The organism is Myxococcus sp. XM-1-1-1 (assembly GCF_020037095.1).
Classification (GTDB): Bacteria; Myxococcota; Myxococcia; order Myxococcales; family Myxococcaceae; genus Myxococcus; species Myxococcus fulvus.
In genome coordinates, this window is the sequence record NZ_JAIQDH010000016.1 from 30,212 (window position 1) to 42,534 (window position 12,323).

The following is a 12,323-nucleotide window of genomic DNA, read 5'->3' on the forward strand; positions in this document are numbered from 1 at the left end:
ACAGGCGCGCTTGTTCCAGGGAAACACCATGGCGCTATCCATCGGCATCGTCGGGCTGCCCAACGTGGGCAAGTCCACCCTGTTCAACGCGTTGTCGGCCGCGGGTGCGCAGGCGGCTAACTACCCGTTCTGCACCATCGAGCCCAACGTGGGCGTGGTGCCGGTGCCGGATGAGCGCCTGGACAAGCTTTCCGAGCTCATCAAGCCGCTGAAGAAGATCCCCACGTCGCTGGAGTTCGTGGACATCGCGGGCCTGGTGCGCGGCGCCTCCAAGGGAGAGGGCCTGGGCAACCAGTTCCTGGGCAACATCCGGCAGGTGGACGCGGTGCTGCACGTGCTGCGCTGCTTCGAGGACGACAACGTCACCCACGTCGAGGGCGGGGTGAATCCGGTGAGGGACCGGGACGTGGTCGACACGGAGCTGTGCCTGAAGGACCTGGAGACGGTGGACAAGCGCCGTGAGCGCACCCAGAAGAACACGAAGATGGGTGGCAAGGCGGGCGAGGAGGCCAAGGCGGAGATGGCGCTCCTGGACCGCGTGAAGGCGGGCCTGGACAACGGCGTCACGGTTCGCGCGCAGAAGCTGACGGAGGAGGAGAAGGCGGTCATCCACGACCTGTTCCTCCTGACGGACAAGCCGGTGCTGTACGTGGCGAACATCGGGGAAGGGGAGATTGGGAAGGAGGACGCCAACAAGCACGTCGCGGCGGTGAAGGAGATGGCCGCGAAGGAGGGCTTCGAGGTGGTGGTGTTGGCGGCGGCGCTGGAGTCGGAGATTCAGCAGTTGCCCGAGGCCGAGCGTCCGGGCTTCCTGGAGAGCGCGGGGCTGAAGGAGCCGGGTCTGCACAAGGTGGTGCGGGCGGGCTACAAGCTTTTGGGCCTGTGGACGTACTTCACGGTGGGCGAGCAGGAGTGCCGCGCGTGGACCATCCACCAGGGCTACAAGGCGCCGCAGGCGGCGGGCGTCATCCACTCGGACTTCGAGCGCGGCTTCATCAAGGCCGAGGTGATGCGCTGGGAGGACCTGGTGAAGCTGGGCAGTGAGTCCGCGGTGAAGGAGAAGGGGCTCCTGCGGATGGAAGGCAAGGAGTACGTCGTGCAGGACGGTGACTGCATGCACTTCCGCTTCAACGTGTGACGGTGGCGGCCCTTGGGGGCCGCGAGCCGGGTGTACCGCGCGGGCGCGTTCTGGAGGGCCTTGAGGCCGTCTGGGAGCGCCCGCGAGGCGTTTGTGGGGTTCAGAGGGTGATGCGGGGGCCGCGCACGGCGGTGAAGACCCAGAGGCCCAGGCCGACGAGGGCGATGAGGGTGGTGAAGATGGCGGCGCGCCGGGCCTGGGGGGCGGTGTCCGTCTGGCGGGAGGCGTAGAGCCACATGCCGCCCACGCGGAGGACGAAGAAGAGGGTGATGAGGATGCCGCCGACCACGGCCCAGCCCGTGGGCCGGGACAGGAGCACGCCCCAGGAGGCGAGGAAGGCGATGTTGCCCAGCAGGGCGGCGACGGCGAAGCGCGGGTAGGTGCGTCGAGGGTCCACGGGGACAGTGTCCACTGTGGAGGGCCTCCGGCCAACCCGGGAGTGGGCGGGTTGGCCGGAAGGTGACAGCCGTGAATCAGCAGTGCTCCCCTCCCCAAACTCAGTGTTGCAGTCAGATGCAGGGAAGCTACTGGCTATTACTCGGAATTACATGAAACAGGCGTCGTGCAGCCGCCTGTACCTATCTCCGCAGGCGCCATGTAAACCCACGCCCTTTACTGTAGGCCATTCGAGAACATGAGACTCGCGGTTGGTTTTCTGAGGCTGGAACCATGCTCATCGAAACAAGCAGTGTGCGCATCTAGCCTTCCCTCTTGCCATTGCGCAGGACATACATGTCAGAATCAACTGTGTCGAAGCAGGTGATGGAGACACGATTTTCGGCGATCTCAATCCCCAAGGGCAGGGCTATGTCGCCTTCGGCAACGACGTCGAATGCCTCACCGGGGTGCAAGAAGTATTGCCCTGTCCAGGGCTCCAGAATGATCTCGAGCTTATTGTGTGTCGTGTTCTGGATGTTTAGCGTTAGTCGCTCTTTGGTCATGGTGAATCCTCAGTGAAATGTGAAGTGAGGTGCTACTTTTTTGCTTGTAGCTCCAGAATTCTTCTCATCAAGTCTGCACGTGCGCCTGCTGCAGGCCCGCCGCGGTTCACTTTCGTTGCCTTGATGTAGAATTCAAGAGCTAGTTTTACTTTCACAGGGTCCATTTTCTGCGCTTCTTCACAGGTCAGCTTGGCTGTACGCTCGATAGCTCCAGCTTGTGTACTGCCCCATTTGGCAACCTCTTTGCCCCAAACAGCAAATCCGACAAATGGGGGTTGCAGAACGGTTGACGTTGAGATGATGCCAAGTTTTAGCAGGAGATAGCTGCCGAAAATGGCTGTTCCTGACACTGTGCCAGTGATTGATTGTGCAAGATCGACGGAGGCTTGCTGCTCCGGCGTCATGGCATTGTATGCGAGAATGTCACCTACTCCAGTGTCGTAGAGACCATTTATATCATAACGAGCATTGGTGTTTGAGTTGGCATATGTGTAGGTCGGCGTTTGAATGCCCGCAGGGTGGCGGAGCGTTGCGAACTCGGGGATTTCGAGCATCGGTTCTGGCTGAATGTATCTGCCTGCAGTGGGCTCGTAATAACGGTTCCAGTTCTCGAAAAGGTCAGTTTCGGCATCGTGGTATTGACCAGGAAATCGCAGTGGAATCCAGAATGGCGTCGCCCCCGATTGGAACCGCTGATACTCGTAGCCCTCCACTGTGACTCCATTGGCCGAGCCGCACTTGATGTTGCAGGGGGCTTGGTTCAGGTCACACGTCCCGCAGATGGACGGATGTGCATCTGAGACGAACTGTACGCGAAGCGCTGGTGTGGAAGATTGTGCCCAATGGCTCCAGACCCGCCCGCTCGCAGGTTGGGAAATGGCAGAACCCTGCGGCAATCCCGTGCCAACGTCTACGAGGGTAACTGTGTCCGCACTGTCCTTGATGTCGACTTCCCCGAAGAGGGCGCGGAACCGTGTGCTGATCAGAGAACTGGTCGTAGCCTGTGAGAACGTTGCGAGGGTGGAGTTCGTGCTCGGAAGATACGGATGTGATGTCTCGGCGGGTTGGGTGACGCGGTTGACGTACCCGAAAGGGTCGTAGTCCGCCGCGCCAGAGACCTTGCCAGCGGCGTCCAGCATCACCAGTGTCTTGCCCATCATGTCGGTGACGGGGAAGTAGACGCCACAAGTCGCTGCCTCTCCATTGCGCGCACAGTCGACGGAGGATCCGGTCTCCCGGTTCATCTGAGGAGACAGTCTCCCTCGAACCACCATGACAGGCCGCTGTCCGAGCCAGACATAGGTGTCGTCCACGTAGTGGTCGTAGCCCCCGCTGGGAGGAATCGCGCTGGGATTTCCACGGTCGATGAGGAGCCGGTTCGAGATGTCGTGGAAGAACTCATCTTCCGCCGTGCTCGGATACCGCTTGAGTCGGCGCCGATTCAATGCGTCGTAGAAGTACTCATAAGTACTTCCGTTGACCTGAACGGAGCGGAAGACCGTCTCGTTGCCGCCATTGGCGGAAGGTCCCGAACTGAACTCCACCTGATGAGTGGGCGTCCCGCTCAATGGACCCCAGCGCTTCACCGTCACTCGACCGTCCGCATCGTGAGTGTAGCCAAGGTTCAAGGCGGATGAGGTGCCCGTGCCCGTCCGGGTGCTCAGCCTGTCCACGAATGCGCCCGTCCCGTGCGTCAGCGAGAGCGTCTGTCCGTCTACCTCTTCTGTCAGGCGGTTCCCGCGTCCGTCATAGGTGTAGCCGCGCGAGCTGAACGCTCCACCTGTCGCCGCGAAGTTTCCGGTTGGGCGCGTCGCGCTGGTGAGTCGCAGGAGCCCATCGTAGGTGAACTGCTCCGTCACGGGCGTCGTCGCACCCAGGAGGCACGTGTCCGTCCGCACGATCTGGTCGGCCTTCCACGTGTAGAACCTCTTGTAGAGGTTTCCCGAGCCTTGATTCAGCGCCAGAGAACCGGTGGAGACAAAGAGACTCCGAACCCGGCCACTGAAATCCCAGGTGCCTGGCCATCCTTCCGCCGTGACCGCGCATGAGGCGGGAGCCGTTTCCGTGCTGGAACTGTAGGAGTAATCGACAGCCACTGGCTGCGCCGAAGACGGTGCATTGATCTGGTATCCACGCACATCTCCGTAGGGCTCCCATTCGATGTTCGAGATGGACGCCAGCAGCGTCCAGGCCGAGCCGGACCAACGCTCCAATCGGATGTCGCTCACGCGGTCGGAGGAGATGGATGTGCCCTCATGGAGGCGGTATTGGTAGATGGCCCTGTGCCCGTAGGGGTACTCGATGGACGTCAAGTCTCCCGCGGCTGAGTAGCCATAGGTCGTGTGAAGCGTGCTACCCGGATTGTCGACCGGGCAGGTGAACGCATTCGTGGAACTCCTGCGGGCGCGGATTTCGCGCGTCACACGCCCGTGAGCATCGTACGAGTACCAGGTCTGCCCGAAGGAGTCGTTCCGGAAGCGCAGACGTCCCTGGGTGTTCTGGGGCTGAGGACAGCTTGCGTCGGGTGCTTCGCTGGCGTCGTAGCCCAGCGTGTAGAGCACCTCGGTGACGGCATTCGCTCCGGTGACGATACGCGCGGAGGACAGCGGTCTCCCCATGGAGTCATAGGCATAGGAGAGGTACTCCATGCCGAGAGCCATCTGAGGAGTCTGCTTGGCACGAAGCTGTCCCATGGCGTCATAGCTGAAACGCGTCTTGCCGCTACCTCCCTGCCAGGGGAGGAACACCTCGATGATGTTGCCGAAGTCGTCGTACTGATAGAGCGACTCCGGTTGTGTGCAGGCCGAGCAGTCGCCCACGGAGCCACTGGCTGCTGGGCATCCCGTGCGTACGGAACGGACATTGCCTTGGCCGTCGTAGGCGAAACAGGCTCGCACGCCATCCGTGCGAGAGCCGATGTTCGGGTATTGCTCGGTCCCTGTCAGTCGATTGGCCCGGTCATAGCTGAACGCCATGCAAAGTGGAGAGACGGGCCGTCCGTCCGTGCCAAGCCTTCCACACGAGACAGGAGGGCTCGCATAGGGCGCACCGGCACCGACAAGCCGTTGGGCTCCATCGAAGAGCTGCGGCTTCACATAGTGGCTCTGCTGGGATTCGTAGGAGCCACCGATGCGCGTATAGGCAGGCATCCCATCAAGGTTCGCCTGTGTATACTGCGCGCGTCGTTCGAGACCCTGTCCTCCGTACCTGACAACATAAGTTGCTTCCCTGGGAAGCCCGTCGTCTCCCTTGGAGTACCTAATGGACTCATAGGGGATTCCTCCCAGGAACGGGATCTTGCTTCGACTGCGCAAGCCGTCATACCAGTTCCCAGTGCAAGTGTTGGTCGCCCCCGAGTTGTCGCGATAGCAAAAGAGCTCGTAGTCTCCCCGAGGAGATTGGACGAGCGTCAGTTCACCGTTGTCATAGGTGTAATTCCAGGTGGCCCCTTGGGTCGTGATGGAGGTGACTCGCTCCTGCTCATAGGTGTAGCTGGTCTGGACTCCATTGGGGTCAACCACGAGCTGGGGCTGTCCCCAGAGATTGTAGTTGGAGTAGGCGGTCTCAAGGCCCGTATGCCCCGTACAGCTGGCGCTGCCAGTCGTCGACGCAAACCGAACGACCTTCTGCAGTCGATGTGCATTGTAGCCAGAAGCGCTCGCTGGCCAGTAGTGGTACTGGGCGACAGGAACCTGGCTGTTCAAGCTCGTGGAGCACGAGGTCGCGGTGGGTCCATCGACCCAGCAGGGCCCCTGAATCTCAAGAACACGGCCCAGCGGGTCATCCACCGATGAACCGGTGCACGCGTGCCTGGTCAGATAGAAGGTAGCCACATGCTTGAGCACAGGAGTGGCATCCCAGGTCGAACCCTGCAGACCCTGGCTGTAGCCGCTTCGAATCACCGACTTCAGGCGATTCGTGGCGGGGTCATGCGCGTACCGGGTGACGACTTCCCCCGAGGGGGAGAGTATCGAGTCCTGACGCTCCTCGGTGCGCATCCGCTCGCCGACAACGCTTCCCGTGCCGGCCATGGCGTCGGTGTAGTCGAAGCTGACCGTCTCCAGGGCGCTTCCTCCGTCGCGGTCCTCGGCCCCGATATGGACGCGTTTGAGCTCGGCGTACCCGCCGACTCCTCCATCAGCGGGACCCTCCCACTCGCGGACGGTCCAGTTGTCCTCGAAGTCCTTCTCCGCGCGAACTACCGCAGGTCCCGTATCGAACTGGTGCCAGACGAACTCCTGCGTCTGCGTGCAAGATGATGCTTCTGGACAAGGCCTGGCAACGGTGCGAACCCGCCAGGATTCAGCGAAGGTGGTCTTCTCCATCTCGAAGGAATGAAGATAGCCTCCGAGGGGACTGAATATGTTTCCGTCTCCTGTGTAGCCATAAAGGTAGGCGGCCTCGGATTTTCGCTTCACGCAGGCAGGGGATGAGAGGATGTCACAAGGCTCGAGGAAGCTCATCGGGCCGATGAAAGAGACGCTGCCACTTCCGCGCTTGCCTCTGCGCGATGAGGAGCCCTGGCTCACTCTTCGATTCTGGGTCACGTGGCTTGTGATGACTGCGCCGTCGATACGACGGGTCCACTGACCGTTTCCAGTTTGGAAGTTTGGATAGGTATAGCTGTCGGTCCCCTTGCCCTCATGATGGAGGGGGGCACTCTCGATGAGCCCTGCGATCTCAACTCCCGCGTCATTCTTGGTGTAGTTGTAGGATACGACAGGGGTCGCTGGTGAGGGACTGGCGGAGGAGTCAACGAGAACCTGCGAGAGGACACACTGCGCGGGTTGGGTGGGCGCGCCACTCGAGACAGACTTGTACTCGAATCGCAGTCGGGTCCCCTCGGTACTTTCCACAGAGGCGAGGTAGGGGACGCCGCTGTTGGGGCCCGCGCTCAGTCCAGGACATAGGAGTCCCGAAGGCGCGGCGTAGGTCAGGGTCGCGAGGACTCGGGCCTGTCCAGACGGAGTCAACTGCTTTTCATCCTCGATACGTGTCAGAAAGTACCGTGTATCGGTGCTGCTCCCGCTCGATTGCCAGATGCTTGCGTAGATGAAGCGGCCGATGCCGGGTTTGTGCAGAACAAAGTAGCCGCTGCTGGAACCCGTGCTCTCCCAGAGAAGCCGTCCTTCGGTTTCTCCGGAGCTCGGTGCGGGGTGGGCGAGGCACGAGGAAGGGGAGCGCTGGCAGCCGATGAAATCCAACAGCTTGCCGCTGCCTTCTCGGACCTGCCAGGTTTCGCTTGACGATGATGGGAGCGTGGCGTGGGGGTAGATGAAACTGTAGAAGTTGTGCCACCAGTGCAGCGACTTGGGGTAGGCGGGTGAGTTCCCAAAAGGAGTGGGGATGGAGTCTTCATTGTCATCGAGGAGGCTCTTGCCGAGAGCCCACTTCTTCTCGGTCGTGACATAGCTGCGCTTGAATTCCAGGTTGCGCAGCACGCCGGGAATCACCACGTCGGTCGAGTCATGTCGCGTCGTCCGAGAGCCCAGGACGACCGGATTTCCGATGTGTGTAGCCCCTCCGCGCGGAGAGTCAGGAGTACACGTCTCGTCGTCTCCTTCATTCTCGTCGGAGCAGTCGCGCTCGGCTTCGTACTTGCAGTGGGTTTCGGGAGAGCTGTACTCGCCGTCCTGATTGATGTTGCCGACGCTGCCAGCACAGGTGCCTTCTTGACAGTAGTCCGTCTGGCTTTGGCACCGTTCGTTGACCGTGCAGTCTGCCCACGGCTCGTCGCAGGTTTCTGTTCCGCCCAGGATGGCGAAGGAATCGCTGTCGTTGCAAAGCAGGCCTGTTACGCAACATTCGTAGTAGCCGATGTCCTCGAGGTTGCCCGAGGGAGGATAGAGGCAGTTGCCGCCACTGCAGGACGGCTGATGAAGCCCGTCGCAGTACATCTGGGCATCTTCGCCGGTTGCATCTTTGCCGCAGGCACAAACCCAGACGTAGCTTCTCTGCGCAGGATCATCAGGATCGGGAGGATGGCAGACGTTGAACTGTCCGGCTGCTGCCCAAGAAGGGATGAGCAGAGAGAGAAGGAGAAGTGTGCTGCACCAGGGAAGGGTGATGGGGAGTAGACGTCTATGGGTGGTGGGATCGATTGAGTCTGGTTTCATGCGGTTCTCTTCACGCTCTTTCACGGACGAACTGTGTCGGGAGGTGTTTCGTATGGAAGACACGCTGCGGCCGTTGGGTCGGACGGATGGAGACGCCCGCACCGCCAACCTTGCGGACACGGACTGTCCTGATCGCAGCGCTGGCTGCAGATGTAGCCACTCTCCCGGGACGTACCGAGATGGATACAGACGTTGGAGATGCATTCGGCGGGGCCGGATGCGGAGCAGGATTCGCCGAGGGCTTTGAGCGTCTCTTTGCTGGCGGGCTTGAAGCGATGCTCGCTGAGTACGTGTGCTGTCGAGGATGTGGATTTGGGGGGGCTCGGAGTGGGCTCCTCCGTGTCCTTGGTGCAATGGGTGATCAGGAATGAGAGTGGAATCAGCAGGACTGCGAGAGCGAGGTGCCGTTTGGCCATTGGGTGGGATGGACTCCTTCGGGTCGGGGAATCGGCTCACAGCTACGCCGGAACGGGGGACGACGATGTTGCCCCCTCGGGCTGACAAGTGAGGCAGCGAGTGGGCGATACGCTGTTTGTCGTTGACTTCGATGGGTTGGCTGCTCAGCGCCGTCGACGGGTTCTGGCGCTTTCCTGGGTACGCACGATTCGTGCCAGGGATTGTTGATGCTCTGATGAAAGCGGCCGTCCAAATTGCTGGACACAAGTCCGCGTAGCGAGACGCGCCTCGGCGTGAACCTGTCGGGCCACTCTCATCATTCTTGTTGCAATAGGAGTGTACGACGCAGCTATTCAGGGATTTGGGATGGAGTCCCTGGTCGTGGTTCCGCTTGCCACGTATCGCGCCCTGGGGCGGAGCAGGTGTCCCTGCTCACGTTGTTCCAGGATGTGCGCGACCCATCCTGTCATGCGCCCCACGGCGAACAAGGTGGCCGCGGCACCGGGTGGGAGGCCCAGGGCTTCCGCGAGCATGACCAACCCCAGGTCTATCGTCGGCTCCGGATGCCCGGCCTTGCGCATCGCATCGAGGACCGCCCTCGCCACGCGCACACTTTGCGCTTCGGGCTTCACCTCTCGCGCCGCGTCCATGATGGGCGGAGACCTCGGGTCGCCGTCGGGGTACAGCTGGTGCCCGAAGCCTGGCACCGCGTCACCTCGACGTAGGCGCTCGTGCACCACCGCCGTCGCTCGCTCGGGCTTCCCCACTTCCGACAACAGCGCCTCCACCCTGTCGCAGGCCCCGCCGTGCCTCGGCCCTGACAACGCCGCCAGTGCCGCGCTCACGCAGGCATAGAGGTCCGCTCCCGAGGAGGCCGTCACCCGGGCCGTGAACGTCGACACGTTCAGTTCGTGGTCCGCGCACAACACCAGGGCTCGATTGAGCAACTCCGGCGCTCGCTTCACCTGGGTGTCCCACGCGATGGCGAGCGACTCGGCCACCGTCGGTGCTCGCAGGGCTCGGGCCACGCGCCCGGGTGCCTGCGCCACGCTTGCCCAGCCCGCCAACTGTCGCAGCAGCCTTCGCGCCCGCGCCTTCTCTTGCTCCGGAGGCGCCGCGAAACGCCCCGCATCCCTTGCCGCCAGCAACGGCACCAGTGCCGACAACGCCGCCACCGGCGTCGTTCCTCGCGGCAACAGTCTCGCCAACTCGGAAGGCGGCAACGCGGGCTCCTCGCTTGCCCAGCGTGGGTCCTCCTCGGGCAGCGCCCCCGACCACAGCAGCTCCGCCACGGACTCGAGGCTCCTCCCACTCGTCGCCAGCTCCACCGCGGAGTGCCCCCGGTACGCGAGCCCCTCCGCTCCCACCTGGGACACGGATGAGTCGATGACCGGCTCTCCCCACCTCAGTGCACCTGACGCCACCGCCGCGTGCCCCGCCCGCGCGTCGTGTCTGACCTTCAGCCGCTCCAGGTCCGAGCGCACATAGCGGTTCTCCTTCGAGCCCGGCTCCGGCACGCAGCGCACGAGCCCCCGGCTCACGTAGGTGTAGAGCGTCGCCCGCTTCACTCCCAGGAGCGCCGCGGCCTCCACCGCCGTCACCAGTTCGTCCTCAGGTCGATGGACGAATCGAGATTGAGAGCGTCCACCCTTGCGTCTACTCATTCTCTCGCAACCTCCCCGTCTCTCCATTCTCGACTCGACTCGATTCACTTGTCGATGTGAGCCTTTCCGCTCGCGTCCCACTCGTGATTGCGCCGAGAGGAGCACCGTCATGCCTTCTGTCGTCGACTTCGGACGTACGTCCTCCGACTACTCGAGACACCGCCAGGGCTTCCCGGACGCCTTCTTCTCCCGCCTCGCTCGTGAAGGCGTGCTGCGCACTGGCTTGCGCGCCGTCGACGTCGGCTCCGGCACCGGCACTGTGGCTCGGGGGCTCGCCCGCCATGGCTGCGCTGTCACCGCGACCGATATCTCGGCGAACATGCTCTCGGCGGCCTGTCAGCTCGCCTCGGACGCGGCGCTCTCGATGGACTTCCGTGAGGCCCCCGCCGAAGCCACGGGGCTCCCCGCCAGTGCCTTCGACCTCGTGACCGCTGGACAGTGCTGGCACTGGTTCGACCGCCCCGCAGCGGCTCGCGAGGCACTGCGCCTGCTCGTCCCTGGTGGTCGGCTCATCATCGCCCACCTCGACTGGCTTCCACTGCCTGGCAATGTCGTCGAGGCCACCGAGGCGCTCATGAGCGCCTTCAATCCCGACCCTCCCGACCACGCACGCTTCGGCTGTGGCGTGGGACTCTATCCCCAGTGGCTCCGCGACGTCACCGACGCTGGCTTCACGCCCCTGGAGACCTTCTCCTTCGATGTGCTCTTGCCCTACACCCACGAGTCCTGGCGCGGTCGCTGCCGCGCCAGCGCCCTGGTCGCCGCGACCCTGCCTCCCGACGACGTGGAGCGCTTCGACGCCGCCCACGCTCGTCTCCTCACCGAGCGCTTCCCACAGGACACGCTCGACATCCCTCACCGCGTCTTCGCGCTCCTCGCCACGCGTCCTTGAGAGGGGGCCCGTCAATCCCTCCATCTTCCTCGCCGCGCGTCCCTGTCACATCCCCACGGTGCTTGCACCTCGGGCGCCGCACCTCCCCGCGTTCACGGAGCACACCCCATGTCCTCACATCCCCACCTCATCCACGAGCCGGACCTCCCGTGGACGGAAGTCACACAGGGCCCCCGCGTGGCCTACCGTCGCAAGCAGCTCGGTGCCGCGGCGAAGGGACAGAAGCTCGGCTGCAGCCTCATGGAGCTCGCTCCGGGCAAGCACGCCTTCCCGCTCCACTTCCACCTGGCCAACGAGGAGGCCTACCTCATCCTCTCCGGCACCGGCCTCTTGCGCCTCGGTGACTCGACGCTCCCCGTGAAGGCCGGTGACTACGTGGCCCTTCCCCCGGGCGCACAGTCCGCGCACCAGCTCCTCAACGACGGCACCGGGACACTCCGCTACCTCGCGTTCTCCACCATGGTGGAGCCGGACGTCATGGTGTACCCGGACTCGAAGAAGCTCTGTGTCACCGCGGGCTCCGCGCCCGGGGGCGACAAGGCCTCTCGAACGCTGTTCACCGTCCTGCCCCTCTCCGCCGAAGTGGACTACTGGAGCGGCGAGGAGCGATAGGCTCCGCGCCCTCATGTCCTCCCTGCTCGACACCCTCGCCAAGGAGCGCCTCCTCAAGGACCGCGCCGCCGCCGCCGAGCTCGTGCGCCACGGCGAGCCGCCCCACGTCTCCCTGCTGCGCCTGTGCGACGCGGGCCTCCTCCAGGGTGGCCTCTCCGTCGCCTACGGCGTCCGCCCCGATGAGCTCATGGGCCCCCTCACCACCGCCATGGGTGGCCCCGCTCGAAACCTCAAGGTCGTCGACGTCCGCGAGCGCCCCGTCCTCGAACTGCACGTCCAGGTCGGCGACGTCACCGAGAAGTGGGAGGTCGAGGACCTCTCCGTCCTCGTCCACAACCTCAACGACCTCTACCGGGACGCCCCCGACGCCCGCGCCATCGCCGAGCTGGGCGAGTGGGAGGACGCGCTCCAGCTCTGGTGTGTCGACAAGCGCACCCTGCAACGCTTCGCGCGGCAGCCCTTCTTCGCCCCTCGGAACGCCCGAGACTTGCGCTCCCGCACGGGGGAGTGAGGTGCGGGAGGACCTGTCACGCTCTCGCGATAATCCCGGGTTCTGAGGCAGCA

At 63.4% G+C, this 12,323-nt stretch carries 8 protein-coding genes; 4 read left to right on the forward strand and 4 right to left on the reverse strand.

The features are described from left to right. Positions 1-28: 28 nt before the first annotated feature. Complete coding sequence (gene ychF / locus K8640_RS27265; protein ID WP_141324687.1) at positions 29-1,138, forward strand: redox-regulated ATPase YchF; 1,110 nt, start codon at positions 29-31, stop codon at positions 1,136-1,138. Between the two features lie 100 nt (positions 1,139-1,238). On the opposite strand, the gene K8640_RS27270 is transcribed toward ychF, so the two are convergent. The 4 genes from K8640_RS27270 to K8640_RS27285 form a co-directional block, all read right to left on the reverse strand. Further along, the gene (locus K8640_RS27270) at positions 1,239-1,535 is read right to left on the reverse strand and encodes a hypothetical protein (RefSeq protein ID WP_074948531.1); all 297 of its coding nucleotides are present in this window, start codon (positions 1,533-1,535) and stop codon (positions 1,239-1,241) included. Between the two features lie 301 nt (positions 1,536-1,836). Continuing rightward, complete coding sequence (locus K8640_RS27275) at positions 1,837-2,079, reverse strand: hypothetical protein (RefSeq protein ID WP_223749735.1); 243 nt, start codon at positions 2,077-2,079, stop codon at positions 1,837-1,839. Positions 2,080-2,111: 32 nt separating this feature from the next. Next, entirely contained in the window at positions 2,112-8,195 is a 6,084-nt protein-coding gene (locus K8640_RS27280; protein ID WP_223749736.1) for an RHS repeat protein, read from the reverse strand. 749 nt (positions 8,196-8,944) lie between these two features. Continuing rightward, a complete protein-coding gene (locus K8640_RS27285; RefSeq protein WP_223749737.1) occupies positions 8,945-10,255 on the reverse strand; it encodes a citrate synthase in 1,311 nt (436 codons plus the stop codon). Positions 10,256-10,364: 109 nt separating this feature from the next. On the opposite strand from K8640_RS27285, the gene K8640_RS27290 reads away from it, so the two are divergent. The 3 genes from K8640_RS27290 to K8640_RS27300 all read left to right on the forward strand — a co-directional run bounded on the left by K8640_RS27290 (position 10,365) and on the right by K8640_RS27300 (position 12,270). After that, on the forward strand, positions 10,365-11,147 hold the full coding sequence (locus K8640_RS27290; protein WP_223749738.1) for a class I SAM-dependent methyltransferase: 783 nt from the start codon (positions 10,365-10,367) through the stop codon (positions 11,145-11,147). 108 nt (positions 11,148-11,255) lie between these two features. Next, positions 11,256-11,759, forward strand: a complete 504-nt coding sequence (locus K8640_RS27295; protein WP_223749739.1) for a cupin domain-containing protein — start codon at positions 11,256-11,258, stop codon at positions 11,757-11,759. 13 nt (positions 11,760-11,772) lie between these two features. After that, entirely contained in the window at positions 11,773-12,270 is a 498-nt protein-coding gene (locus K8640_RS27300; RefSeq protein WP_223749740.1) for a hypothetical protein, read from the forward strand. The last annotated feature ends 53 nt before the right edge of the window (positions 12,271-12,323 follow it).